We start from the raw sequence: 26,062 nt of genomic DNA, 5'->3' as shown, positions 1-26,062 counted from the left end.
GTGCAGGAAGGGGAAGGGTCTGCGCGCTCTGGACAACGAACCCGTTCAGCCTAATCTCGCCCCTGACGCAGCCCAAAGGATCACCCCCATGGAAAAGTTCGGCAAAAGCCAGCCCGTCAAACGGACCGAGGACCTGCGGTTTCTGACCGGGCATGGGCAATACATGGATGACCGCGTGCCCGAGAACGCGCTGCACGTTGCGTTTTTTCGCAGCCCGGTGGCGCATGGCCGGATCACGGCGTTGGACCTCGATGAGGCGCGCGCTGCTGAAGGCGTGCGGCTGGTGATGGCGCTGGAGGATTTGCAGGCGACGGGCATCGACACGGTGATGAACGGGGCCACGGTGCCCAACCGCGACGGGACGCAGGCGGCGGCCCCGGAACGGCACATGCTGGCCAACAGACGCGTCCGCTTTGTGGGTGAGCCGGTGGCAATCGTGGTGGCCGAGACGCTGATGCAGGCACGCGACGCGGCTGAGTTGATCTGGATGGAGACCGAAGACCTGCCCGTAAAGATGGACGTGCGCGCGGGCGGCGAAACCCTGCACCCCGAGGCCCCCGACAACCGCGCCTTTGACTGGGGGCTGGGCGATGAGGCCGCGACCGAGGCCGCTTTTGCCAACGCCGCGCATACCGTCTCGCTGGATGTGCAGGATAACCGGGTCATCATCACCTCGCTCGAGCCGCGCGGCTGTCAGGCCGACTGGGCCGATGGGCGCCTGCATTTTTCCTACGGCGGGCAGGGTGTCTGGGCGATGCGGGCGCAACTGGCGCAGAAGCTGAAGCTTGAGGTGGAAGACATCCGTGTCACCACCCCGGATGTGGGCGGCGGTTTCGGCATGAAGGTGATGCCTTACCCCGAATATTTCTGCACCGCCGTCGCCGCCAAGAAACTGGGCCAGCCGGTCCACTGGATGTCGGACCGGTCCGAGGCGATGCTGTCGGATCATCATGGCCGCGATCTGACCTCGCTGGGTGAACTGGCCTTTGATGCCGATCACCGGGTCACTGCCTATCGCGTCCACAGCAAGGTCAATCTGGGCGCCTATAACAGCCATTTCGGGCAGGCCATCCAGACCAGCCTTTTCAGCAAGGTCCTGATGGGGGTCTATGACGTGCAGACCACCTATCTGCGGGTCGAAGGGTTCTATACCAACACGACGCAGGTCGATGCCTATCGCGGCGCAGGACGGCCCGAGGCGATCTATGTGCTGGAACGCGTCATGGACCGGGCGGCGCGGGAGTTGGGCGTCGATCCGTGGGAGTTGCGGCGCAGGAACTTCATCCGGCCTGCACAGTTTCCCTATACCTCCGCCACGGGTGAGACCTATGACGTCGGCGATTTTGACAGGGTTCTCAGCCGCGCGGCCAGCCAGACCAGCGGCTTTGCGGCCCGCAAGGCAGCGGACGCCGAACGGGGCCTGATCCGGGGGCAGGGGCTCTGTTACTATATCGAAAGTATTTTGGGTGATCCTTCCGAGAACTCGAAGGTCGAGTTTTGCGAGGATGGCACGGTGAACCTTTACGTCGGCACCCAATCGAACGGGCAGGGGCACGAGACGGTCTATGCTCATTTCCTGTCGGACCAGACCGGGATTCCGATGGACCGGATCACTGTCGTTCAGGGCGACACGGATAGGCTCGCCCATGGTGGCGGCACAGGCGGATCGCGCTCGGTCACGGTGCAAAGCACGGCGACGCTGGCCACCATCGACACCATGATCGCCGCATTCACGCCTTATCTCGCCGATAAGATGGGGCTCGAGGATACCGACGTGCATTTTGATCATGAGACTTTCCGGGCCCCCGGTTCGAACCTGACACCCACCCTGACCGAGGCGGCGGAGATGGCGCGCGCAGACGGGCGCATGGACCTGCTGCAGCACGAGGCCCGCGCCAATCTGGATGCCCGCAGCTATCCCAACGGCGCGCATGTTGCCGAGATCGTTATCGATTCTTACACTGGCGAGACATGGGTTGATCGCTATACGGTCGTCGATGATTTTGGCAACCTTATCAACCCGATGCTTGCCGAAGGGCAGGTGCATGGCGGGGTGGGTCAGGGCATCGGTCAGGCGCTGACCGAGCATGTCGTGCACGATGCACATGGGCAACTGCTCACGGCATCGTTGATGGATTACGCCTTGCCGCGCGCGGCTGAGATACCCATGATTAAGTTTACCTCGGTTCCGGTTCCGTCAACGTCCAACCCGGTGGGGATGAAAGGATGTGGCGAGGCCGGCACAGTGGGCGCGCTGGCCGCAGTGGCAAACGCGGTTCAGGACGCGCTCTGGGATCACGGGGTGCGGCAGGCGGATATGCCTTTCACACCTCACAGAGTATGGGAATTGCTGAACGATGGTTCTGTCGCGGCTGAGTAGAAAGGTACTGGGATGGCTCGGACGGCCCTTACGGTCCGAGCATTCGGCCGAGACGCCTCACCGCGAGCCCGTCAGCCATGTCATCATTCTGGACGGCACCATGTCGACGCTGGAGCCGGGGCGGGAAACCCATGCGGGCCAGACCCTGCGCCTGTGCTGCGAGATGGGCAGCAAGGTCTCGGTCTTCTACGAATCCGGCGTGCAGTGGGAAAGCTGGAAATCCTCGCTGGACGTGATGATGGGGCGCGGCATCAACCGCCAGATCCGTCGCGCCTATGGCTATCTCGCCTCGCGCTACAAGCCCGGCGACAAGATCTTTTTCATCGGCTATTCACGCGGTGCCTACGGGGTGCGCAGCCTGGCCGGGGTGATCGACGCCATCGGGCTGCTCAAGGCCGAACACGCCACCGTCCGAAACATCAAGCAGGCCTATCGCCATTACGAATGCGCCGCCAACGGCAAGGCAGCGGCTGAATTCCGGCAGGCCTTCTGTCATGAGGATGTGGCGATCGAGATGGTGGGCGTCTGGGATACGGTCAAGGCGCTGGGCCTGCGCCTGCCGCTGCTCTGGCGCTGGGCCGAGGAACGCCACGCCTTCCACAGCCACCAGCTTGGCCCGGCGACACGCCACGGCTATCACGCCATGGCGCTGGACGAGACCCGCGAAGTGTTCGAGCCGGTCTTGTGGAAATGTACCCCCGATTTCAAAGGTCATGTGGAACAGGTCTGGTTCCGCGGCACTCACGGCGATGTCGGTGGACAACTCAATGGGTTCGAAGAGGCCCGTCCCCTCAGCAACATCTCTCTGATCTGGATGCTAGACAAGGCCGAGTTGCACGGCCTGCCATTGCCCGAGGGCTGGCGCGACCGCTTCCCCACCGACACCCACGCGCCATCGGTTGGCACATGGCGCGGCTGGGGCAAGATTTTCCTGCTGCGTAAGCACCGGAAGGTTGGGAAGGACCGGTCCGAGCGCCTGCATGTCTCGGTCTCACCGGACGAGCTGCCCGGCTGGGTGCCGATGCCGGATTTGCCGTCACATCCGGCGCAGTGAAGGGCTACCATGTGCCAGTGACTTCAAGATCACCGGCACTTCAATGTCAGGTTCGAGCCCAAAGCGGAATGCAACATGCTCGACAACCATTCAGTGCGAAACAAAATGTGCCATTAAGCAATCTAACCCATCACTAAAGGTTCTGTTGCAAACTTTTGAGCATGGTGAGCTGATTCAACTATCGTATCGGGGCTAACTGGCTAGTTCGCCTTTTGATGAACCTGTAATGTGGTTTATTATTGATCCACCGGGATTGGGGCGTTGGGAGCACGAATGGCGGGCAGGCCGAAGTACCTCATGAGCTGTGAGCTCGCGTTATTATCTGGACGCCCCTTCGACTTGCCCGGTTGCGCTGTGAGCGCGGATCCGTAGTTGTCGTGTGGCCCGCTGGCTCCCTTGGTTGCTGACCATGGAAAGGAGCCCGTCATGAAAATCATTGCGCTTGATGTGCATCGCAGCTTTGCTCAGGTGGCGATCCTGGAGAATGGCAAGATCCGGGATGCCGGTCGCCTCGAGCTTGAGCGAGAACACATCCTGAAGTTTGCAGAGCGGCTGAATGTGGAGGACGAGGTCGTCCTAGAAGCGACGGTCAACACAAAGGCCATCGTGCGGCTGCTGTCCCCTTTTGTGAGCCGTGTTGTCATCTCAAATCCTCTGCTCGTTCGCGCCATCGCCTGGGCCAAAGTCAAGACCGACAAGATCGATGCAAGTGTTCTGGCGAAGCTTCATGCCAGTGGTTTTTTGCCAGAAGTCTGGATGCCGGATGAAGAAACGGAAAGGCTGCGTCGGGTCGTGGCTGAGCGGGTGCAGCTGGTTTCCCAAATGACCCGCCTCAAGAACAGGATCCATTCGGTACTGCATGCCAATCTGATCCCGCCGTACAATGCGTCTCTTTTTACAAAGCGTGGGAGGAAATGGCTGGCGGACCAACCCGTCGCGCACGATCAACGCCGCGTCATCCTCCGTCATGCCGGCGAGCTGGACCGTCTCGGTCTCGAGTTGAAACAGATCGACGAAGACCTTGCACAGACAGCGCTTCAGGAGCCGCGCGTGAAACAGTTGATGACAATCACCGGCGTCAACATGATCGTCGCTCTGAGCGTTCTGGCGGCAATTGGCGATATCGGGCGCTTCTCGTCTCCGGAGAAACTCGTCAGCTATTTCGGTCTCAATCCCCGAGTACGCCAATCTGGAGACAAAGCCGCCTATCATGGCCGGATCACTAAGCAGGGCCGGTCCCATGCGCGAGCGATGCTGGTGGAAGCAGCCTGGTCGGTCTCCCGAACGCCCGGACCACTAAGGGCCTTCTTTCGGAGGATCTCCCGCATCCACTCGCGGCCACCGTGGACACGCAGCCCTGTGCTGTCTACAACCAGCGAGATCGGACCAATGGCTGTCCGGGTGTCGGGCGCGATCTGAAGCGATGGCGCACGTCGGCAAAGCGTCGAAAAATCCGGCGCGGGGAGTTCCGTCTGCATGAGCCGCAGCAGACTGCGGACAAAGCCCTGCGTTTGGCAAAGCGGTAAGCCGAACACGGCGCGCAGGGTCAAGCAGGTCTCGATCGCCAGATCAGAATATCGTTGTTGACCACCGCGCTTGCCGGAGCGCACTGCGCACCAACGAGACACCGCGTCTTCGCTGAACCAGACCGTTACGTCACCATGCTGCCGGAGCGCCTCGTTGTATTCGGCCTAGTTCGTCACACGGTACTTTGCCTTCGCAAACTTATCCCGCCGCGACGCGTTGAATTTGAAAGGCATCCCAGCATCCCGCAGTCAAATCGAAGGACCAGATACGCATCGGAAACGATTTGTGCAACACGCTCTCGTCAACCCAAGGTATGCCATGCGATTTCCGAAAGAAGGGTTTAAGACGCACCATCTGCGTGTCGGTCCGCCAAAATACATCGCTCATGTCACCGCTCTGTTTTCGGAGCCCTGAATAACGCGACGCGGCGGAAATCAATGCATCTAGACCCTAGAACCGATAGGTTGCACCCAGCACTGGACCCGACTGATCGAATGTAAAATCGTTGCTGTCGATTTCATGTTCGAATGAGATATAGCGATAACCACCGCGTATCAACCATCTGTCGTTGATTTTATAATCAGCCGTCAGCAGAACCTGCCAAGTTTCGCTGCTGCCGCGGAAGCCTCCGTAGTCGATAAAACCGGTGCCCGACCATTTGTCCGAGAACTGAACGCTTGCTCTGGCGCCTATGACGGGGTCGGTCCAGCTATCGTCGGTCGTTGTCGTCCTCCCCGGTGCTGCGCCGGGTAGAAGGGTGAACTCCGTTTCGGTGCTGAACCACCGGAAGCCTCCTGCAATGTCCACGGAGATAGTTGGTGCTTCATAGACTCGGTATCCGAGATAACCACTTAAGTATTGCGTGGTAAATGATGTCTCAAGGCCCGAACTGGCAGGTCCAGGCGTGCTATTGCTGAAAGACAAATCCGTGTAGTTGTAGTCTGCCAGTATCAGCCAACGACCATTCGTAGCCGAGAACGCCCCCATAAAGGCCAGATCTAGGTTTTCGAGGGCATCGGAAAAGCTAAGTGTACCGTCCAAAGTGCCCAATGCTGTGCTCAAGGAAGTTTCCGTTTCAGGCATAAACAAGTAGATTGTGGCCTCATAAGACCAATCAGATTGCTGTGCAGAAGCGGCTGTGGCCACAGATGCAGATAAGGCTGCTCCGCACGCGAAGCTCTTCACCCATATTGACGAAATCATTCTGTACCTCCCGTCGAATATACAAGTTTGAACAATTGGTGATAAGTTTATGGTTGTTTGGCCATGAGCTTCATTCTGCGGCATCCCCAGTTGCCATCGAACTGCTACCGACACGGTTAATATCTGTGTTCGGGAAGAACTCGGACCAGACGTGCCAGAACACGCCTGCGCGCAGGGTTTCGACACGTTTTAGCTGACCCTTATCTGAATGGCCCCAGAAATTGCAGCGCGTTACCGGTTTACCGAAATCATTATACCAAACGCCAAGGCTTTCATATTTCGGATCCAAGCTGATCACGATATCCCTTCCTCCCACATTGGCATTCACGATCCAATCGTTTTCGACGATGAAATCATCGGTCCAGCAAGCCGCATCTTTGCCAATCGTAACCCCCCAAACATAAGTCTTGTTCGGCAACCGATCATCTGAACGATCCATGTTGTCCATAACGGGTGCGTCTTCTTGATGTTGGCGCCCGATGCCCCAGCCAAACGTAATCTCGGTCATCATGTCCAGCAGGCGCAGCAAGGGGTTCGGGGATGGTTTGTTCAGAAACACCTCACCCTCGGGGTAGGCTTTCTGAAACCCGCGGAACGTCATTCGAAAGGTGGGCCAAAGCTTCATTTGCGCTTCGGGCCTGAGAGGGCAAGCAAGACCATCAGGATTGGGATCGCGGTCCACCTCGCGAAAGCCGTAGATATGCTGGATCGGCTCGCTTGTGTCGTTGTCACGCAGGATCAGATTGTTGCCATGCTGAGCCAGAACCTCAAGGTTCAGCCGCCGACCATCTATTCGCGGTGTGTACCCCTGACCCAGATTGGCCATCGCGCAATAGGTCATGACCACATCATCGCCTCCCAGCCCCTCTGAATCACCAGCCAGATGAGGGCGCATGATCTGCGCATCCGGGTGCGCGCGCGCGTGACCGTTGTGTTCAATGACTATGACCGGCGCTGTTGGACCGACATATTTCCGGGCTTCCTCGATAGGAAAATACTGGGCGTCGTTAAGTTGGTTTCTCAGACCCAAATGCACCCACACATAAGGAAACCCATAAAGAAGCAATGTCAGCGCGGCCGTTACAAGCCAAAGCCAGAAAGGGCTGCCCCCCAAAAGGAAATGTGCAAGCGTTGCCACTACAAATCCGCCCAGGCCGATGCCAATCAGGCGGTATTCATGCCGGATAAAGCGCACCATATTCTCACGCTTTACCTTCAGCAGCATTTGCGAGACATCGCCAAGGTCGCGGAAATAGACAAACCCGATTCCGAGTGACACGATCAATCCCAGTGCGAAAATTAAGCTGCCAACCATGCTGAGATCCTCGATTTTGGTGATTACAGTCCTTCGCGGTTCATTACGAAAGAACAGGCCTACTTCTGGGTCGACGCGCGCTTGATCATGAAAGCTTCAACGGCTTGCTGTGTCTCAGGACGAATGTTCTCAATCCCTTCATAAGGTATGCCGTAGGCGGGCGGAGTATCGGGGTATTTCTCTTTCCGCGCCTTGTGGCGGCCCAGTATACGTACGAATTCCTGTCCGCCCCAAGATCCGACTTCGGTTGAGACCGAGTATTCTTCGCGGGTGTCGCGGTAAAGATCGAAGAATTTTGCTAAAATTGCGCTCTCACCTGGTCCCGGCAGTTTGAGCTTGAGCTGATCCTTAACGATCGCCTCGGGTTTCGCGACCGAGTAGATGATCACGTGATCGCGTCGCGCTTTCGATTCATCTGCAAACAGTAGCGCCGCCGACTGATCGACACCATCGACCAGACGGTCCCTGGGAATGAATTCATCCGCCCCTGCAAATCGCGAGAGCGTGGTGTAGAGGTCTGAGACGTGAATGATGCTGTTTAGCAACCCGTCGGCTTCAATCATGCCCGGCCAGCGGATGAAGGCATCGACGCGCACGCCACCTTCGGTCGTGTCGCCTTTACCACCCGCGTAAATCAGCGGGGTAAACCCGGATTGCGGCGCGTATTTGGTGAAATGCCCATTGTCGCCCATGACCACAACGATGGTGTTGTCGCTGAGCCCTAGATCATCCATTCGGGTGAACAGATCGCCCAGCCATTGATCCAGAAGCTGCATCTTGTCGACATACAAGCCACCATTGGCACTTTCCGGCCCGTCACGGCCGGCGCGGGTATTGTCCAGCGGGATCATCGGCCAATATTGCAGGAAGAACGGTGCGTCCCCTGAGGCCAAGCGGTCAAGTTCGGATAGGGTTTTGTCCTGAAACGCCTGGTTCATCTCGTCGTATTTCTCGGCGTTCCAGCGTTCTCCGGCTTTCATGCGGATTTCGCGAATGGGGCCGCCGGTTTCACCCTCGATGACGGTCATCATCGCCGAGGCATCCGGTCGGAACCAGCCATCCAGCGTGTATTTGTCGTCATAATCTCGGATTGCCACCGAGACCTGTTCCTTGATCGCATCATCGTTGAAGATGGTCAGTTGGCCCTGCTGGTGAATGGCGTGTTGAGCGTAATCAAAGCCCTGATTCATGGCCCAGCTTTCGGAAATGTCACCCATATGCCACTTGCCGACATGGCTGGTTGCATATCCTGCTTGTTTCAAAACCTCGGCCAGTGTCACTTCATTATCGGGCAACCCAAAGCCAGCGATATCAACCGTCGTGTCGCCCATTCCCATACGTACCGGCAAGCGACCGGTCATTTGTGCCACACGAGTCGGGGTGCATGACGGTTCAGTATACATCCGAACCATACGCATCGCTTCATCCGAAAAGTCGTTGATGTTCGGGGTGTCGTACCCACGAACAGCGTTGAGCTCGGGTATGCCCATATCGCCAAAGCCCATATCGTCAATCAGAACGCTGACGATGTTTGGGGGTTGCCCATTGTTGCCGTCACGAAAAGCGGCCAGAGTCTGATCGACGGCAGCATCATCCTGCACCCATTGTTCCGCGTGTTGGGTTTGCAGAATGTAAAACTCAGCATCGTGTTGAATAGGTGCGTCCTGAGCCTGCAAAGGTGAGGTGGCAATGCCTGCACACAAAACCAGAAGCCATTGTTGTTTCATTCCATCTCTCCCAAGCTCGAAGCAAAGCTTCGGTTTTTGATCTTCGATGCGGTGACAATCTATAACATCGTTATATTCAAATAATTACCAATTTTGTGATCTCACTGCCAACTCATGAATACGTCGCGGGTCAGTTCGGATTCCGGGCGCAGGTTTTCTATGCCTTCATAAGGGGTACCTTTGCCAATCTCTGAATGGGGATACTTGGCGATCATCTTCTGGTGACGCTTGATCATATCTTGAAAAGATGCCCCGGCCCAAAGCGAGTAGCCCACCAAAGGATGTTCCTCGCGGGGGTCCCGATAGATATTATAAGTCGGAGCAGCCGCGCCGGGTTGGCCGGGTGCAGGAAGATGCATCTTGAACTCCTGCTTGACGACCGAGCGCAAGACAGGCCCTTCATAGATATAGACATAGTCGCGCCGCCCGTTTCCCTCGCCGTTCAACAGCAAGGCCGTCTGGTCGATGCCGTCTATCACGCGGTCCCTTGGTATAAAGTCTGTGGCTCCGGCAATCCGCGCCATCGTGGTGAATATATCTGAGACATGAAAGATGTCACCGACTGCACTGTTGGCTTCGATCACACCAGGCCAGCGAATGAACGCATCAGTTCTTACGCCGCCTTCAAGATGCTGGGTCTTGCCACCGCGATAGATCAGCTGGTTCAGACCGGATGAGCCTTCGTAGTGATACATAAGGCCATTATCCGCCATCAGAACAACAATTGTGTTGTCCGCTTTGCCGGTTTCTTCAAGCTTGGCCAAAAGATCTCCGATCCAACCATCAAGCAGTTGCAGCTTGTCGGCATGAAACCCGCCATTTCGTGAAATTGCCTGATCAGGGTAGACGAAGTTCAACGGGTAAAGCGGCCAGTATTGTAAGAAGAATGGCGCATCCTCGGAAGCGACGCGTTCAAGTTGCTCCAGCGCCTGCCGTTGATATCGCTCGTTCATCTCTTCATATTTGGCCTGCGTCCACACCTCACCGGCTGACATTTCTACTTCCTGGGCGGGTCCACCGGCTTCGGCCTCGACACCGGTGACAAGGCCATATGGCTTGAACCGTTCATCCAGCAGGAACTGATTGTTCTGCCCCTCGGGCACATAACCGAGCATGGTGTTTGACCGCATTGCCTCGGGAGTCATCAGGCTCAGCTGTACTTGCTGGTGAAGTGGAAATGCGGCCCAATCGAACCCCTGATTGTGGGGGTACGATTGTTCGATGTCGCCTTGGTGCCATTTGCCGACATGCGCCGTATTGTAGCCGACCTGCTTCAGAATCTCGGGCAATGTCACTTCACTGGCCGGAAGGCCCTCGCCGACCAAAGCCACCTTGACCTCTTCCACACCTGCGCGAATTGGGTGGCGCCCTGTCAACATGGCGGTGCGGGTCGGGGTGCAGGAGGGTTCGGTATACATGCGCATCAGCGATAAACCTTCGGCGGCCAATTGATTGATGCTGGGTGTCTCGATCCCCATGACGTAATTCATCTTGCGGTCACCCATCTGACCAAAGCTAACGTCGTCGATTAGGATGTAGAGAAAATTAGGAGGCTTGCCGCCATTGGCGTCACGTATTTCGGCCAACTTGGCGTCGACTTCAACGTCTTGTGCATCCCATGCCTCACCAAACTGCGCGCGGAGGAATTCAAACTCGCCGTCATGAACAATGGGGGTTTCCTGAGCAAGCACGGAGCCAGCACCAATCAACAACGTAGGCAAGATATATCTAAGTTTCATGTCAAACCTCCAAATCTTTGTTCCGTACCGATTCCGCATGCGCGCCCTGAGCCCGCAGGAGTCCGTCAATACTGCTTCGCAGGTCCGAAAGGCTTTCTGCCAGATCGGCAAGGTAGCGTATCTGCAGAACTGACTGAGACTTTGATGGCGCCGCCAGTTCTGCAAAAACCTCTTTGTAGTCGCGGCAAATTTGATCGAACTCTTGGTCTTTTTCCCGCAGGTTCCGTAGCAGACGACCCGCTTTGGGAAATTGAGATTCAAAGAATTCATCATCCGTCATTGGCAGCGCTTTTTTAGGCATACTCCCTCTAAGCATGCATCCAAAAGAATATATATTGCACGTTTCAAGCCGCATGATACGGTAGCAACGTGACGTCAAACCCTTATTGTGAAAGGATAGTTTTTGAACGTCAGCGTGGGCAATCAGGGCCAGACTGGAACTCAATCGTTCTCGGGCGAGCAGGTGCGTGCCGCGTTGGATAAGGTTCTGGGGTCGGATGAATTCAAAGGATCCGCCCGCATGCGATCATTCCTATCTTACGTGGTGACGGAAACGCTGGAGGGTCGTTCCGACGATATACGTGCCAAGACCATTGCGATGGATGTTTATGGATACGACGCGGATGAGTTATTGAAACGCGAGGGCGTCGTGCGTGTGGATGCCGGGCGTGTTCGGCGAAAGCTGCAATCTTATTATGACGGTAACGGGATTGCTGACAAATTGGTTATCTCGCTGCCCGTTGGGGGTTACGCACCCGAATTTTTGCCGGGCTCCAGTCGAAGCAGACGAAGCTTACGCGGAAGGCGACGGGCTACCGCAGTCGTTATCTCGCTTTCACTGTTAATAGTAGGCATTCTTTTTGGTGTCCTGATTGGCCGCATTTCGCAATCTGTAGCACCCAAAACCGGCAAAACTGCAATCTACGACGTGTCACCTGCCCGTGTCGAGGCAATGAACCTAAGCGACGCAGGCCGGGATCTGATTTTCCCTGTTACGGATCTGGCCCGGCTTCGGCCCGCGTTGTTGATTTTCAAAACAGCGATTGAACGAGACCCGTTATATTACGGGGGTTATGCTGGTGCTTCTCAGGTCGAAACAATGCTCGCCATTATGCAATCGGGCAAGCCCGGTTCAGACGAGTTTTTGCACGCAGCGGACAAGAATAGTGCTTATGCTTTGGAAATGGTTCCGAATGCACCTTGGTCGCTTTCAGCGCGAGCATGGTTTGAATTTGGGGTGGGCAATTACGATGGCGCAGTTCAATTATCCCAACGGGCCACAGACTTGGCACCCGATGATTCACATATTGCTGAATTCGACGCCTTGATCTCTCTTTATACATCCGATTTTGAACGGGTTCTGTCGCAATCAGCGAGATATCGAGCACTGGCCCAGAACGGAGGGGGACTTGTCTTTGACAATGCATTGGGTGCGGCTCAGTTCCACACCGGGGATTATGCTGCCGCAATCCGAACGTTTGATGAAACAATATCTCGCGGCGGGCCGTTCGGACCAATTTCCGCAGCTTACCTCATGGCAGCTCACTGGCGGAACGGGGAAAAAGCCGAGGCACAACGGCTAGCAAAAGTGTATTCGAACACATGGCCAAGCTTCCCCCTCGAAGCACTGAAGACTCGGGTGTTTGTAGACCCGCAACCAGTTCAAGAACTGATCAGTGCAATAAAAGCTGCAGGTTGGTCAGGACCCGCCAGGCCCTGACGCTGTGCAATAGGATGTGTCATAAATATTTAGCTCAGATTGGGATAGCTTCTTTTAGGTGGCTTTTTCCGAGACGTCATATGTCATATGGATTTGCGAGTATTGTTCATAAGGGCGTTCTTCCAACAAGGATGCGCTTTTGTGTCGAAGTGGACGACCTTCCAGATAAAATCAAATGTAGAGTCGATCGATACTGATTGGGCGTGTGATGGTCAGACAAAGGTCCGCTCTAGGTACCTTCGGCCCTTAGCTGCCCTCCAGCGACGACCCCAGTTTCTGCAATCGGGGCCTGCTTAGCAGCCGTTCGCTGCGATAGAGAAATTTCGACGTCGGCGAATGGGAAAAGTGCGGGACCAAGCTGTCACTCGATCATCTCGCTCGAACTGGCGCGACGCGGCAAATCCGGACATAAAACGCGGTGACCAGTCGCCGCATTGGGGCCAGCAGGATCGGACATCCGTTGCACCGTCGAAATCTTGCCCAGCTTGCACTCACAATGTGTAGTTGAAGCCGCCCAATGTGTGTTCAGTATGTGCTGCTAGAATGTATTTTATCTGTCGGTGTCCAGCGCTCTGGTAAAGAGCATCACTTGCCAAGACAAAGTCAATTGACCGGTCAATATAGACGGCGCTCTTGTCTGTCCGATGATCGCAGGGATACGCGGGACGCCAATGTGTCAAGGTCGATCCGAGCCAAGGGCAGCGGGCGGCAAGAGAGCTTCGGGCGGCACGGCCGGCCCGCCCAGTTCCGCACGAAACCCCAGAAGCGTCAAGTCGTCCGGCAAGACTTCGAGTGCCTCGTTCACAATGGACAACGCACGTTCCCGCCCTTCGATTGCCGCCGCGATCCGGGCGCGCATGACCCAGGCCGCCTGTCTTTGCGGGTCGAGGCGGACGACCTCAGCGAAGGCGCTCTCCGCCGCGAGCATATTGCGCATCGTCAAGGAAACACCGGCGATCTGCAGATGCGTCTCAGGAAAGTCGAGGCGGCTGCCGAGTGCCGCACGCCACTCTGCCATAGCGCCATCAAGATCAGCCTGCGACGTGCCCGGAAGCCGGGCAATTGGCGCATCGATCAATTCCCTCGCTGCGGCCATGCGCACGGCACGCACGGGGTCGGAAAGTACAGGCAGAAGGCGCAACACACGGTCCTGCGGCGCAGCCATGCGCTGAGCGCCAATCGCCGCGACGCGCACGATCGGATCGGCGTGGGACAGAAGCGGCGCAAGACGCTGGGCTGCAACCGGGTCGCCCGCTGCCTCCAGAAGCCAAAGCGCCGTGGCGCGGACAATACCTGGCTGATCCTCGTCCGCAGCGAGGTCCGACAAGGCGTCTGTCGCAGCAACCGCGTTCTCTCGCCCGTGCGCCAGTGTGGCACCGAAATGCGGGCCGCGGTTCGCACTGTCGGGAAAGCGCGCCGCGATTTCGGCTGCCGCCCAGGCAGGATCGCGATCGGTGTGACAGGAGGTGCAGGCGTCGGGTGCGCTGGTCTTCTCGGCAAGATCAGGCCGTGGAACGCGGAAGGAGTGATCGGCCCGCCAGTCGTTGCCCATGTAGACGCGTTCGGGCGCATGGCACGACTTGCATTGCGCTCCTGGTGTGCCCGGTTCGTGGAAGTAATGCCCGGAACTGTCGTAGTTCGCTGGACTCAGGGTCTCGAAGCGCGGATTTCCGGCGGGAGAGTGGCACTGGGTGCAAACTCCATTCCCCTGCGCCACCCGCTCGGCACTGTGGGCGTCATGGCAATCAAGGCAACCCACGCCGGCAGCGTACATTTTCGACTGCAAAAACGAGCCGTAGACATAGACCTCGTCGAGGATCTGCCCATCGGCGTGGTAGAGCCCCGGTCGCAACAAGGCGAGCGAATAGGCGTCGTGATATGCCGTGCCCGGCAGCGGCGAGGCGTCGTCAAATGCCTCCCTGCGCGAGTGGCACGTCGCGCATTGCTGGATCGTGGCCTCGGTTGTCGCGAAGCTTTGCTTGAAACCATAGGCATCGACTGCGATGCCCGGCAATTCGATGTCCAGCCCTTCCGCCCACCTCAGATGCGCCGCGCCGGGGCCGTGACAGCCTTCGCAGCCCACCCCGATCTCGACCTGCTTCGAAGCATATGTGCGCGTGGCGGGGTCGTAATTCTTCTCGTATCCGGTTGCGTGGCATTCCGCGCAGCGGGCGTTCCAGTTCTTGTACGGACCTGTCCAATGCAGTCCGTTATCCGGCGGCAGATCTTCGTTCGGGTAGAGATGAAACCAGCCGCCTGAATCGCTGTCCCAGACGACATCGAAACTCTGAAGCCGTCCAGGTTCGGTTTCCAGCAGGTATTGTTGCAGCGGCTCGATCCCGGCAACGGAATGCACGCGGTAATCGGTCGTCACGCCGTCCTTTTCCGTCACCTCGACGTGATAGTCGCCGCCCTCGATGCGAAAGCGGGCGGTCATGCCATCGTGGTTAAAAACGGTTCCATCGAAATCCGCGACTACCGTATCCGGCGAGGGCATTGTCCACGCTCGCGCATGATGGGACGTGCGCCAAGCCTCGTAGGCATCGACATGGCAGTCCCGGCACGCTGCCGAACCCACGTAATCCTGAGCAGGGGCCGGCGTGCTGAACGCTCCCGCCACAAGCCATACAGAGAGGCAACTTTGAATGGTACGCATTAGGAATGACCGGACGGCTGGTTTCTTTTTCAAAATGTCTCTCAATTTAAAGAACTGTGGACTGTCGCACGCCTCTAGTCGCCAAAAACTTCCAAGAGCGGCTGGCCCACGGCACCGCTTGGCTGTTTCGTGCGCATCAGGGCCGCAAGTGTGACGGCGACATCGACCGTTTCCACGTACCGCTCGACGCGCTGGCCGCCGTCTATGCCTGGCCCCATGAAGATGATGGGGACATGGGTGTCATAGGTCCAGGGTGAGCCATGCGCCGATGCCACGTGAAGACCGTCGAAATCCGCGACGAACCAGTGCGGCTCGAAGACGACGTAGATGTCGCCCGAGCGATCCGGATGAAAATTGGCCAGCACCGAGGCACTCACGCGCGTGTCGGCGACCTCGCCGCGCGCCAGCGCCCTGCTGGAGACGGCAAGGGCGATGCCCGGCAGCTTTTGCAACTCCTCCGCCACCGCCGTCTCGACCACAGCAGGATCAAGAGCCAAAGTCACGATCACCTCGTGATCGAGATAGACGTAAGGGTTGGTGAAGCTCTCGATCAGGAATTGCCCGGTGCCTAATTCCTCGCGCAAGCGCGCCAGGCCAGGTTTCGTGTCCACATCTTCAAAACTGAAATTCCGTGCCTCGATGCCGAGAGTGGCAAGATAACCCGCCGCTTCTGGCGCGCCATGATCTGCCGAGAGCACTACAAGCGTTCTCTCAAGACCGACGGTCTCGTCCACAAAGGAAAGAAGATCGGCAAGTGTCCGATCCAGACGTTTGACGTTGTCCTCCGATTCAAGGCTGGAGGGCCCAAAAAGATGCCCGACGTAATCCGTGGAGGACAGGCTGACGCTCATGAAGTCGGGCACGTCGTCCTGCCCTACCTCTTCGGCGTTCATCAGCGCCTTGGCGAAATCGACGGTAATCTCGTCACCCGCCGGACTGAGCGTCAAGAGCGTCGTGTAAAATTTGCTGTCGGCTGAGCCATAGTGATGCGGAAAGGTGCGACCATAGCTCGGAAAATCCGTCTCCCATGATTGGTCATCCTTGTCTGCGAAGATATAGGCCTCCTTCGGCAACGTCAGGGTCCAACTCGTCCCGGCATAAGTGCCCACTAACCCCGTCTCTTCCCAAGCGGCAATCCAATCGGGGTAGCTGTCGCGGTAGAAGGTGCTGGTGACAAAACGCCCCTCGGCCTTGGAAAACCAGTAGGCCTGACCGGCATGCCCGGCAAAGGAGATCGCACCACGGTCCTTGACCGACACCCCAAAAACCTTGGACGCGGGTCCGTAATGCAGGCGGATCTCGTCGCCGATCGTCGAGGTGAGAATGTTGCGCGGCGATCTGCCGTCTGTCGTCGCGGCGCGCTGCGTCGGGTCGATTTCCGTGTCGGCATCGACGCCTTTCGCGCCCACGAGCGGGTAATCCGGGTCCTGTACGTTGTAGAAGGTGCTGCCGCTGTTGCGGTCGAACCACAAGTTGGCGACCATGCCATGAATGCCCGGGTCAGTGCCTGTCGACAGCGTGGTATGGCCGACGATGGTTTCGGTGTTGGCGTGGCGATGGTGGGCATTGGTGTACCAAGTACCGTTAGTGATGAGGCGGTTGAACCCGCCTTCGCCCAACCCGGCGCCGTATCGGTCAATCAGATCGCCACGCAACTGGTCTACCGTGATCTGCAGCACAAGCCGGGGAACGTCCTCCGCGGCAGCTACACATCCGGGGAGCGAAAATGCGCATACCCCTATCCAACGGAATAGCATTGGTGGCCTCCTCTGCGGGTTGTATCCCAATCGAAAACCGCCGCCCCGAAGGCTGTCGGGGCGGCAAGAAATCATTTGCGCGTTTATTGCGCGCCGCCGGGTTGCGACAGCTTCTCCATCACCTTGTCCAGACTGAAGCTCGCCGCCTCTTGCCGCGGTGGATACTCGGCGAAGGTGGAGAGGAACTGCGCTACATAAGCCTGCGCCGGCACCAGCATGAAAGCACGGTCGATCATCCAGTCATAATAGGTGTTGGATGTCCGGTAAGCGCGTTCATAGGGGTCACGCCGCAGATTGAAGACCAAAGGCACTCGGAGCGGTGTCAGCGGCTCCATCCATGCGCGCAGAGTTCCCCATGCTTTCTGCTCGAGGAAGGTGATCTTCCAGTTCTGGAAGCGCAACGCAGCCAAATCGCCGTCATCGGTGAAATAGAAGATTTCGTTTCTGGGGCTTTCATCCGTTTCGCCGGTTAGCATCGGCAGGATGTTGTAGCCATCGAGATGCACGCGATACTCGCGACCCGCCATCGCATCCACGGTGACGCCTTCCAGCAGATCTTCCTTGATCGTTTCATTGCCCGCCGCCGCGAGGAATGTCGGCAACCAGTCCATATGATGCACGATCTCATTGCTGATTTCGCCTTCCGGAATCTGCCCGGGCCAGCGCACCATCGCCGGAACACGCCAGCCGCCTTCCCACTGGGTGTTCTTCTCGCCCCAGAAGGGCGTCATCGCCGCATCAGGCCATGTATTCATATGCGGGCCGTTGTCGGTCGAATAGAAGACAATCGTATTCTCCGCGATACCCAACTCGTCGAGCTTGTCCAGAAATTGTCCGATGTGACCATCGTGCTCGATCATACCGGCGGTATACTCGTCCGCTATGCCCTTGGTCTTGTCCTGGGCCGCGTCAATTACTTCATCGCGGACATGGGTGCGAAAATGCATCCGGGTGCCGCTCCACCAGACGAACCAGGGCGTGCCCGCCGCGGTCTGTTCTTCGATGAAGGCAATGGCTGCTTCTGTGGTCTGGTCATCCACGACCTTCTGGCGTTCGATATCGAGCGCACCGGTATCCTCGATCTCCTGGGTGATCTCCGTCTCGCCATATGTCGCGCTGGAGCGAATAACGCCGCGTGGCCCGAAACGGTCGAGGAAGGTCTGCCCATCCGGCAGTACGGCATCACGTGGATAATCCGGGTTCTCCGGCTCCTCCTCGGCGTTGAGGTGGTAGAGGTTGCCGAAGAACTCATCGAAACCGTGGTTGGTCGGCAGGTGTTCGTCGCGGTCACCGAGGTGGTTCTTGCCGAACTGGCCGGTGGCGTATCCTTCGGCTTTCAAGAGGCCCGCGATGGTCGGGTCTTCCACCTGCATACCTTCTTCAGCGCCAGGCAAACCGACCTTGGACAAGCCGGTGCGAAACACGGATTGTCCCATGATGAAGGAGGAGCGTCCGGCGGTGCAGGATTGCTCGCCGTAATAGTCCGTGAACATCATGCCTTCTCGCGCAATCCGGTCGATGTTGGGTGTCTGGTACCCCATGACGCCGAACGTATAGGCCGAGATATTGGACTGGCCGATGTCGTCCCCCCAGATGACAAGAATATTAGGCTTGCCCTGTTCCTGAGCGGCGAGTGGCAGCCCAATCAAGACGGCGCCGACGGCGGCCAGCGCTGTACGGAATAACATTTTGGTTTCCTCCTAGTTGGCAACTGTATCTTGTTGCACTGAAAAGGCTTTCGGATCCTATCGGCGGGATGTCGACATCCGACCGATGCCAAGAGTAACACCAAACCTGCGAGTTGACTTGCCATTTTGTGACATCGCGTGGAAACTCTGCGTGGTGGGTAAACTCGCGATGACATATGCGACCGGGATCGGTCCGCTGCCGGATCTGCTTGAGGCGCAAAGCGGATCAAAGGCGGTCGAACGCGCCTTTCGGGGCGCAGGCTTGCCGCTCGTGCTTGTCGATGACCGGGCGCATCAGGTGCCTCTGGGAGCAGTTATCAGGCTGTTCGACGGCGCAGCGCGGCTGACGGGCGATCCAATTCTGGGTTTGCGTGTGGGAAATGCTATGCAGCCCGGCGAGTACGGTCTTTGGGTGAATTATTCGCTACAGGCGCCAACCTTCGCGGGAGCCATCTCGCGGTTGTCCCGCTGCATCGTCCTGCATCAGATCGGCGGGGAACTTTCACTTGAGCACCGACGAGGCGATCTCGTGGTGTGGAGCTATCGGCAGACGGCCGTTACAGGTGCGGGCGCGACACAGCACGCCGACCATATTCTGCCCGTAATGGCAAAGGTAGCGCGGGCCTATTGTGGCCCGGATTGGAAGCCTTCGCATATGGAAACACGCACCGCAGGGACCGGCTTGGAGGCGGCGTTGCGCGAAGACGCTACAGGTATTCCCTGGCACTTCAATTCAGCTGTCGACGGGATCGCGTTCCCATCGGCTGCGCTTTGGTCCCGTCCCGCGCTGGGGTCCAGGGGGAGGCAAGCGCTTCGGCTCAGTTCGCGCGACATTCTCGCGGAAATCAAATTGCGGCGACAGGAATGCGACATCGACCGCCTTGCCGCTGTCATCACGCTACGCCTGATTGACGGTCACACGGACATCGACGGTGCCGCGCGAATGGTCGGTGTCGCCCGGCGCACGCTGCAACGCTGGCTCGACGCTGAAGGCCTGTCCTACCGTATTTTGCTCGATCGTGTGAGACTGGACCGGGCGCGCGCACTGATCCTGGAGACCGAGGCCCCCCTGTCAGAGATCGCCATGCTCGCAGGCTACAGTGACCATGCCCATTTCACGCGAGCCTTTGGTCGGCGTTTCGGGCGCTCTCCGTCATCCGAGCGGATGTCCAAACCAAGAGGTTAACCGCACAACTTGATCAAATATCCTCCGATCTGAATTGCCCGGGCGGCAATGAAAGCCTTCTTTATCGGCGTGCCATTCCGAGTGCCGATTTCTGACCACAGCCGCAAAGGCATTGCCGCATGGGCGCTGGTCGGTTGTGAGCCAAGGTGACAATTGCTGCATAGTGCCCCGAATGACCGTTTTATACCCAGATGAACCGCTGCAACTTGTTGGTTCTTGTCTTTAGAATGAGCGATCGGCTGAAAGTATTCGTTCAGAAGGAAATGGAAGACAACATTCGGTGTTGCAACGTGTTTCTCATTCCACGATTGACGCATCCACGAATCTGCTGATATCGCTCACTTTGATGGAGTTGGAGTAAGTGATTCCAACACAGGGAATACGGTGCGGCTTTGGCCAATTCCGTGACTGCCCCCGCAACTGTAAGCGGCGAGCGACCCGATGATGCCACTGGCCCGGAGAGGCTGGGAAGGATCGGAGAAGCGACGACCCGCAAGTCAGGAGACCTGCCATCGTAACGCAACTCAACCCGGGCGGGGTGCCTCGGAAGGAGACCACGATGGAACACTCGGCTGTAGCCGTAAACATGGCTGGCTCGCAATCAACCCCGCAACTTTGCGGAGGGCGACATGGGCCGGGCTGCCACACACAGAATTACCGTTTGCATCTCTTGCCGACACAAGGGCAAAACCTGCCAGCCTGGTTATGAGCTGATCGCCCGGCTGCGAAAGGCTTTTGAAAACGCCAAGGACGCAATTCCCGAAGATTTCGAAATCTCGGGCGTGGCCTGTATGGCGGGATGTGATCGACCCTGCACGGTGGCTTATCACGGCTCGCACAAGGCGACATATTTGTTTGGCGATATTGACCCGGACACCGATGTCGATGATCTGATCGAATTCGCCCGGCGCTATGCCCATCTACATGACGGGTGGAGCAGCTCTGTCGACAGACCAGGCAAGCTGCGCAAATCCACACTGGCACGGGTTCCGGCCAGCATCATCGCCCTTGAGCGCAGCGCGGAGCCTGTTCAATGAACGCCGCGGAGCTGTATGTCGAGAACGTAAGTTGGAGGCCCTCGGCCAGGGTGCCGCTGATTTTGCATCCAATCAACTTTCATCTGAAGGCCGGGCGCATTTTGGGGATCGTCGGACCGAACGGGGCGGGGAAGTCCTCGTTATTGCGCACGCTCTATCGGTATCATCGGCCGTCCAGCGGTACGGTCAGGATTGATGGTGAAGATATCTGGACCATGCCGCCGAAGACCGCTGCCCAAACGGTTGCAGCGGTTTTGCAAGAGCAACCCAATGACTTTGCCCTGACGGTGCGCGACGTGGTGGCATTGGGCCGCTTGCCACATCGCCAGAGCTTTTCAACACCCGGCCAGCACTGTGCCGAGGTCATCGAGAACGTGCTGCGCCAAACCAAGCTGATACATCTGCGCGACCGGCAGATCGGCACCCTGTCGGGCGGTGAACGCCAACGGGTGATGATGGCCCGTGCCCTGGCGCAAGCGCCGCGGCTGCTGGTTCTGGATGAGCCAATCAACCACCTCGATATCCATTATCAGCTAGAGCTGCTTGAACTTGTGCGCGACCTCCACATCACCGTTGTCGTGTCGCTACATGACCTCAACATGGCGGCCACGTTCTGTGACGACATTCTGGTAATGCAGAATGGCCAGTCGCTGGTGTTCGGCCCCCCGCAGGATGTCCTGACCGAAGACCTCGTGTCGGGTGCATTTCGTGTCTCGGCCCGGCTGGAACAGCTGAGCCGCAGTCAGAACAATCACTTCTCTTTCCAACTGAACTAAAGGATCACCTGAATGAAACTACTCCACCTGGCATTGGGGCTGTCCTGTACAGCAAGCCTGGCACTGGCAGAAACCACGGTACGAAGCTGCAACCGTACCGTTACCTTTGACGAAGTCCCGACAGCAGCGATTTCCAACGACGTCAACCTGACCGAAATGATGTTGGTGCTGGGACTGGCGGACCACATGGTGGGCTATACCGGTATCTCTGGTTGGAAAACACTGGATGAGAAGATGCGCGAAGGAGTCGAGCAACTACCCGAGTTGTCTTCGAAATACCCCAGCAAGGAAGTATTGATCGGGGCGGATGCCGATTTCTTCTTTGCCGGTTGGAACTATGGCATGAAGGTTGGTGGCGAAGTCACGCCCGAAACCCTGGCCGCGTTTGACATCGACGTCTATGAGTTGACCGAAAGCTGCATCCATATCGGTGAAAAAGACAAGGCCAGCATGGATGACATGTATACCGATCTGCTGAATCTGGGCCGCATCTTTGCTGTCGAGGATCAGGCGCAAGAGCTGGTGGACGGCTACAAGGCAGAGCTTGCAGATTTCAACGCCGATCTGGATGCCGGTGACGAACCGCTGCGTGTATTTGTCTATGACAGCGGCGAGGACACTCCCTTTACCGCGGGACGCTATGCCATGCCCACCGCCCTGATCGAAGCCGCAGGCGGGCGCAATGTTCTGGACGACTTCGAGAAGAGCTGGGCCACGGTGACCTGGGAAGAAGTCGTCGAGCGCAACCCGGAAATGATCGTGATCGTGAACTACGGCAATGTGACTGCAGAGCAAAAGCGCGAGTTCATGATGTCGAACCCGGCATTTGCTGATATTGACGCGGTCAAGAATGATCGGTTCGTGACGCTGGAATATGTCGAGGCAACCCCCGGGCCCCGCAACATCGAGGCGATCAAGACCCTCGCCTCGGCCTTCTGGAGCAACTGATCTATGTACACCGAAGCAGTCAGCACATCCCGACCCAGAAGACGTTGGCACTTGCCTGCCTCTGTTTCGCTGGTGATCCTTCTGTTTGCTGTTTCGGTGACCTTTGCTGTGAGTGTCGGCGCGGTGCCCATCCCCGCCGGCACGGTTTGGGGGGTGGTTCTTGATAAACTTGCCCCCGGCCAGATCGACGTTACTTGGTCAAAAGGCAAATCGGCGATTGTCTGGGATATCCGCTTTCCCCGTGCCCTGCTGGCGGCAATGGTCGGGGCAGGGTTGGCTGCGGTCGGAGCATCACTTCAGGCGGTGACGCGCAATCCCTTGGCGGACCCGCATCTGCTGGGCATTTCGTCTGGCGGGGCCTTTGGCGCGATCCTCGCATTGCTACATACCGGGCTGTTTCTGGGTCTCCTGACTGTACCGTTGCTGGCTTTTGTTGGGGCATTATGCGCTACAGCGCTCGTCTTGGGTGTTTCGAGCTTTGCGTCAGCCACCAGTGCGGACCGGCTGGTTCTGACGGGTGTGGCGATTTCTTTCATCATCATGGCGGGCGCGAACATCCTGATCTTTCTGGGTGATCCACGCGCCACCCATACCGTTGTGTTCTGGATGCTGGGCGGGCTGGGCCTGGCGCAATGGTCACATCTGATCTATCCGCTGGCAATCCTGCTGCCTTGTCTGGGCTGGATGTATCTACGCTCTGCCGATCTGAACGCCATGACGATCGGTGATGAAACGGCATCCTCGCTGGGGCTGGACGTCGTGCGGTTTCGCCTGAGCGTCTTTGTTATCGGGGCCCTGATCACCGGCGTGATGGTGGCCTTTTCCGGGATGATCGGATTCGTGGGACTGATGGTGCCGCATATCGCCAGACTGATTGTCGGCGGAGATTACCGCCGCCTGGTGCCCACCTCTGCGGCCGTGGGTGGCCTGTTCGTGCTGTGGGCGGATGTCGTGGCCCGCACCATCATGGCCCCCGAAGACATGCCCATCGGGATTGTGACCGGATTGGTCGGCGGGTGTTTCTTTGTGTGGCTTCTGCACAAGCGACAGGCGAACGTTTCGTGAGCTACTCAAAAGCGGACATAGGCTGAAATGGAATGAAAGCCCGCTTGGTCCCGCGATCTAGACCTTTGACAGCGACTCGATCATGCGCCTGCAGCGAATGAAGGCTTTGCGGGCCGCGGCCGCGGCATCTTGAATACTCAGCGAAGGTTCGGATTGGGCCGATACCAGTCCAAGCCTTCCAAATTTGGCAAATACCGTTTCGCATCCGAGGTCAGGAACGAGCCCAAAGCGGCCCTGAGAAATGACGCAACTCATCTCCCGCGGTGAATGTAGGTAACACGCTTTAGGTTGGATCGGGGTAGAATATCGAAAGGAGAGAACGACGCAGATGTCTGCCGTTCGGCTATCAGCCCACGCTCTCTTAACCCATCTAGGCCTCTATGCTTGGATCGGATCACCTGGCAACCCTATATCCTCTCTGATGGGGTCAGGCAGATGAAGGTTTTGTGCCAGGATATCCGCTTCTTCTGACAGCGTTTCCGCGCGTTCTGCAGCAGTTTCCGCTTTGGAGTGCATTCGCGACTTTCTGAGTATCCACGCCTTCACCAACCAGAAGTGTCGACAGTAGGGACGCATTTCAGTCGCGTCCGAAATTGCTTCAAGCGCGAGTTGCTGATCACCTGCCATCATGTGTGCAATCGAAAGGGGATAAAGCCGGTATGGCAGAAACGGATCTTCGGTGGAACGATTCACAGCCTCTACCAAACTCTTCCGAGCAGCTTCCCAGTTGCCGGCAATAATTTCGGTATAACCGCTCGCCTCCATGCCCAAAACATAGCTGGGATTCAGCCGGAAAATTCTATCGATGTCCTTCCTTGCACCATTCAGATCACCCGCGAGGCGCGCGCGCACCTGGGCCCGCGTGTACCAGCAATAATCGGAACGAGGCGCAGTCTGAACGGCTTTATTCGCAGACTCGATGATCCGCGTGCGTAAATCAGGATCAGCCTCGCGATAGCATGCCTCCAAGGGGTACAGTTTGGCTTCGCACCACATCGCAAGCCCGGACCCATTCTCGGGATCAAGTCGAAGCGCTCGCTCCAGCAACTTACCGGCATGATTATAGTCCTCGACGGTGGCACGGTAAAACAGCATTGCCGCTCGGGATCTCAACTCACTTGGGCTCAATTGATCGTCTGGAATATCATTAAGTCGGTCACCGTCAAACGCATTGATCTGCAGACGTAAATCGTCTGACAGCTGTTCTGCAGCCCGGTCGCTTAATTCAAACAAATCCTCTGAATCTCCGTTTAAGAAGCGCGACCAGGTTACCTGTCCATCTCCCAACCGGGTAAGGCTGGCCGAGATCCTTGCTTCGGTTTCTCGGCAACGCAACCGGCATCTCAGGCTATACGTTGCATTAGTCTCTGACATTGAATCTGTTGCGATTACACGCACACCAGTGCGGCGCGAAAGACTGTAAACCAGTTGCTCCTGCAGATCAGCGCAAGCCTCGAGCGTTTCTCTAGTTTCGGGGGCACTTGTGACCGGCTCCACTGCAATAGAAGGCAATTCGGTGTGTTCTTTCTCACGCTGCGTTGCGGGCCGCCATTGAAACCCATTCACCGGATTAGCAAGATTCTTTAAGTCGTACCTACCCGCATCGCTGAAACCCGCTGAAAGCTTTTCGTCCAACTGCCGCTTGAGGTCTTCGGAGATCATCACACCACCGGGTGGCGCCTCAGTCTGCAGGCGCGCAGTGATGTTGATGCCGGTACCATAAATGTCGGTCTCGTCTTGAATGATCTCCCCGAGATGCGCTGCCATCCTCAGTCTGATTTTTTCATGGTCGACCAACGCAATTTGCACAAATTGAGCGGTTTCGATTGCCGCTGATATCGACGGAAAGGCAATTATCCATCCATCGCCCATACGCTTCAGTATCTCGCCGCCTCTTCGGACGGCCTCAGGTTCTAGAAGTTTATCACGAAGTTCGCGGACCAACTCGATTGCGAGCGACTGATCCGCCTCCATTGCGGACGTATAGCCGACCAGGTCAGCCATCAAGATCACGGCAAGGCGAGCTCTCATAAAACGACGTTAAGACAACGTTAAGGCATTGTCATCTTTTGAAAGCGGGCGATGCGACCTCGGGGCATCAACAAAGCAATGCAGTGAATGGCGGCATTGTACCAAACTGGCCCTTGGCGCAGATCGCGGCGAAGGTGCCAGGAGAGCCCAGAGCGACAGATGCTGCACCAGTCAGGAATGGCAGCAGTGCGCAAATGTTGACTCTACAACGTTGAATGAACGGCGCACACTGGACTTTGATCACACTCTCACT

Annotated in this window: 19 protein-coding genes, 1 pseudogene and 1 riboswitch; of the genes and pseudogenes, 9 read left to right on the top strand and 11 right to left on the bottom strand. The window is 57.4% G+C overall.

The genetic code is table 11. From position 1 onward, the window contains the following. Nucleotides 1–88 precede the first annotated feature (88 nt). The 3 genes and pseudogenes from ACR3E4_RS02555 to ACR3E4_RS02545 all read left to right on the top strand — a co-directional run. A complete protein-coding gene (locus tag ACR3E4_RS02555; protein WP_480535233.1) occupies nt 89–2,380 on the top strand; it encodes a xanthine dehydrogenase family protein molybdopterin-binding subunit in 2,292 nt (763 codons plus the stop codon). Then, entirely contained in the window at nt 2,358–3,434 is a 1,077-nt protein-coding gene (locus ACR3E4_RS02550) for a DUF2235 domain-containing protein (RefSeq protein WP_480535234.1), read from the top strand. The genes ACR3E4_RS02555 and ACR3E4_RS02550 overlap by 23 nt, the downstream gene beginning before the upstream one ends. Nucleotides 3,435–3,860: 426 nt before the next feature. Beyond that, nucleotides 3,861–4,742, top strand: a pseudogene (locus ACR3E4_RS02545) (IS110 family RNA-guided transposase); the annotation flags it as partial. On the opposite strand, the gene ACR3E4_RS02540 reads toward ACR3E4_RS02545, so the two are convergent. The 7 genes from ACR3E4_RS02540 to ACR3E4_RS02510 all read right to left on the bottom strand — a co-directional run bounded on the left by ACR3E4_RS02540 (nt 4,643) and on the right by ACR3E4_RS02510 (nt 11,225). Then, the gene (locus ACR3E4_RS02540) at nt 4,643–5,044 is read right to left on the bottom strand and encodes a transposase (RefSeq protein ID WP_480567049.1); all 402 of its coding nucleotides are present in this window, start codon (nt 5,042–5,044) and stop codon (nt 4,643–4,645) included. The pseudogene ACR3E4_RS02545 and the gene ACR3E4_RS02540 overlap by 100 nt on opposite strands. A gap of 115 nt (nt 5,045–5,159) precedes the next feature. Further along, nucleotides 5,160–5,348 (bottom strand): hypothetical protein, encoded by a 189-nt coding sequence (locus ACR3E4_RS02535; RefSeq protein WP_480567048.1) that lies wholly within the window; start codon nt 5,346–5,348, stop codon nt 5,160–5,162. A 63-nt stretch (nt 5,349–5,411) separates the two neighbouring features. Beyond that, the gene (locus ACR3E4_RS02530) at nt 5,412–6,164 is read right to left on the bottom strand and encodes an outer membrane protein (RefSeq protein ID WP_480535236.1); all 753 of its coding nucleotides are present in this window, start codon (nt 6,162–6,164) and stop codon (nt 5,412–5,414) included. Nucleotides 6,165–6,234: 70 nt separating this feature from the next. Then, nucleotides 6,235–7,479 carry a DUF3179 domain-containing (seleno)protein gene (locus tag ACR3E4_RS02525; RefSeq protein ID WP_480535237.1) on the bottom strand — a complete coding sequence of 415 codons (1,245 nt, stop codon included), beginning with the start codon at nt 7,477–7,479 and terminating at the stop codon, nt 6,235–6,237. Nucleotides 7,480–7,538: 59 nt separating this feature from the next. Then, the gene (locus tag ACR3E4_RS02520) at nt 7,539–9,206 is read right to left on the bottom strand and encodes a sulfatase-like hydrolase/transferase (RefSeq protein WP_480535238.1); all 1,668 of its coding nucleotides are present in this window, start codon (nt 9,204–9,206) and stop codon (nt 7,539–7,541) included. Nucleotides 9,207–9,307: 101 nt separating this feature from the next. After that, nucleotides 9,308–10,945: a sulfatase-like hydrolase/transferase gene (locus ACR3E4_RS02515; protein WP_480535239.1), complete on the bottom strand. Its 1,638-nt coding sequence runs from the start codon at nt 10,943–10,945 to the stop codon at nt 9,308–9,310. A 1-nt stretch (nt 10,946) separates the two neighbouring features. Then, a complete protein-coding gene (locus tag ACR3E4_RS02510) occupies nt 10,947–11,225 on the bottom strand; it encodes a hypothetical protein (RefSeq protein ID WP_480567047.1) in 279 nt (92 codons plus the stop codon). A 123-nt stretch (nt 11,226–11,348) separates the two neighbouring features. Here ACR3E4_RS02510 and ACR3E4_RS02505 point away from each other — a divergent pair, with 123 nt between their 5' ends. Then, nucleotides 11,349–12,665, top strand: coding sequence for a tetratricopeptide repeat protein (locus ACR3E4_RS02505; RefSeq protein ID WP_480535241.1), 1,317 nt, complete (start codon nt 11,349–11,351; stop codon nt 12,663–12,665). Between the two features lie 676 nt (nt 12,666–13,341). Here the strand turns inward: ACR3E4_RS02505 and ACR3E4_RS02500 are convergent. From ACR3E4_RS02500 to ACR3E4_RS02490, 3 genes are all read right to left on the bottom strand, one after another. Beyond that, nucleotides 13,342–15,321, bottom strand: coding sequence for a multiheme c-type cytochrome (locus tag ACR3E4_RS02500; RefSeq protein WP_480535242.1), 1,980 nt, complete (start codon nt 15,319–15,321; stop codon nt 13,342–13,344). A 74-nt stretch (nt 15,322–15,395) separates the two neighbouring features. Beyond that, nucleotides 15,396–17,000: an alkaline phosphatase family protein gene (locus ACR3E4_RS02495; RefSeq protein ID WP_480535243.1), complete on the bottom strand. Its 1,605-nt coding sequence runs from the start codon at nt 16,998–17,000 to the stop codon at nt 15,396–15,398. Between the two features lie 161 nt (nt 17,001–17,161). Then, a complete protein-coding gene (locus ACR3E4_RS02490; protein ID WP_480535244.1) occupies nt 17,162–18,766 on the bottom strand; it encodes an arylsulfatase in 1,605 nt (534 codons plus the stop codon). 151 nt (nt 18,767–18,917) lie between these two features. Between ACR3E4_RS02490 and ACR3E4_RS02485 the strand changes: the two genes are divergently transcribed. The 5 genes from ACR3E4_RS02485 to ACR3E4_RS02465 all read left to right on the top strand — a co-directional run bounded on the left by ACR3E4_RS02485 (nt 18,918) and on the right by ACR3E4_RS02465 (nt 23,778). Next, nucleotides 18,918–19,952, top strand: coding sequence for an AraC family transcriptional regulator (locus tag ACR3E4_RS02485; protein ID WP_480535245.1), 1,035 nt, complete (start codon nt 18,918–18,920; stop codon nt 19,950–19,952). Between the two features lie 330 nt (nt 19,953–20,282). After that, nucleotides 20,283–20,480, top strand: a riboswitch (cobalamin riboswitch). Nucleotides 20,481–20,581: 101 nt separating this feature from the next. After that, a complete protein-coding gene (locus tag ACR3E4_RS02480; RefSeq protein ID WP_480535246.1) occupies nt 20,582–20,989 on the top strand; it encodes a DUF1636 family protein in 408 nt (135 codons plus the stop codon). Next, nucleotides 20,986–21,765, top strand: a complete 780-nt coding sequence (locus tag ACR3E4_RS02475) for an ABC transporter ATP-binding protein (protein WP_480535247.1) — start codon at nt 20,986–20,988, stop codon at nt 21,763–21,765. The genes ACR3E4_RS02480 and ACR3E4_RS02475 overlap by 4 nt, the downstream gene beginning before the upstream one ends. 12 nt (nt 21,766–21,777) lie before the next feature. Then, nucleotides 21,778–22,713 (top strand): ABC transporter substrate-binding protein, encoded by a 936-nt coding sequence (locus ACR3E4_RS02470; protein WP_480535248.1) that lies wholly within the window; start codon nt 21,778–21,780, stop codon nt 22,711–22,713. 3 nt (nt 22,714–22,716) lie between these two features. Then, nucleotides 22,717–23,778 carry a FecCD family ABC transporter permease gene (locus ACR3E4_RS02465; RefSeq protein WP_480535249.1) on the top strand — a complete coding sequence of 354 codons (1,062 nt, stop codon included), beginning with the start codon at nt 22,717–22,719 and terminating at the stop codon, nt 23,776–23,778. Nucleotides 23,779–24,156: 378 nt separating this feature from the next. On the opposite strand, the gene ACR3E4_RS02460 is transcribed toward ACR3E4_RS02465, so the two are convergent. Further along, entirely contained in the window at nt 24,157–25,782 is a 1,626-nt protein-coding gene (locus ACR3E4_RS02460; RefSeq protein WP_480535250.1) for a hypothetical protein, read from the bottom strand. Between the last annotated feature and the right edge of the window lie 280 nt (nt 25,783–26,062).

The organism is Ruegeria sp. AP11, from assembly GCF_056535865.1.
This window is presented reverse-complemented; position numbering and strand designations above follow the sequence as displayed.

Coding starts and splice junctions, on each gene's coding strand:
- ACR3E4_RS02470 (WP_480535248.1), top strand. CDS start 21,778: ATGAAACTACTCCACCTGGCATTGGGGCTGTCCTGTACAGCAAGCCTG.
- ACR3E4_RS02530 (WP_480535236.1), bottom strand. CDS start 6,164: ATGATTTCGTCAATATGGGTGAAGAGCTTCGCGTGCGGAGCAGCCTTA.
- ACR3E4_RS02515 (WP_480535239.1), bottom strand. CDS start 10,945: ATGAAACTTAGATATATCTTGCCTACGTTGTTGATTGGTGCTGGCTCC.
- ACR3E4_RS02510 (WP_480567047.1), bottom strand. CDS start 11,225: ATGACGGATGATGAATTCTTTGAATCTCAATTTCCCAAAGCGGGTCGT.
- ACR3E4_RS02500 (WP_480535242.1), bottom strand. CDS start 15,321: ATGCGTACCATTCAAAGTTGCCTCTCTGTATGGCTTGTGGCGGGAGCG.
- ACR3E4_RS02460 (WP_480535250.1), bottom strand. CDS start 25,782: ATGGCTGACCTGGTCGGCTATACGTCCGCAATGGAGGCGGATCAGTCG.
- ACR3E4_RS02475 (WP_480535247.1), top strand. CDS start 20,986: ATGAACGCCGCGGAGCTGTATGTCGAGAACGTAAGTTGGAGGCCCTCG.
- ACR3E4_RS02525 (WP_480535237.1), bottom strand. CDS start 7,479: ATGGTTGGCAGCTTAATTTTCGCACTGGGATTGATCGTGTCACTCGGA.
- ACR3E4_RS02550 (WP_480535234.1), top strand. CDS start 2,358: ATGGTTCTGTCGCGGCTGAGTAGAAAGGTACTGGGATGGCTCGGACGG.
- ACR3E4_RS02555 (WP_480535233.1), top strand. CDS start 89: ATGGAAAAGTTCGGCAAAAGCCAGCCCGTCAAACGGACCGAGGACCTG.
- ACR3E4_RS02490 (WP_480535244.1), bottom strand. CDS start 18,766: ATGTTATTCCGTACAGCGCTGGCCGCCGTCGGCGCCGTCTTGATTGGG.
- ACR3E4_RS02465 (WP_480535249.1), top strand. CDS start 22,717: ATGTACACCGAAGCAGTCAGCACATCCCGACCCAGAAGACGTTGGCAC.
- ACR3E4_RS02480 (WP_480535246.1), top strand. CDS start 20,582: ATGGGCCGGGCTGCCACACACAGAATTACCGTTTGCATCTCTTGCCGA.
- ACR3E4_RS02520 (WP_480535238.1), bottom strand. CDS start 9,206: ATGAAACAACAATGGCTTCTGGTTTTGTGTGCAGGCATTGCCACCTCA.
- ACR3E4_RS02535 (WP_480567048.1), bottom strand. CDS start 5,348: ATGAGCGATGTATTTTGGCGGACCGACACGCAGATGGTGCGTCTTAAA.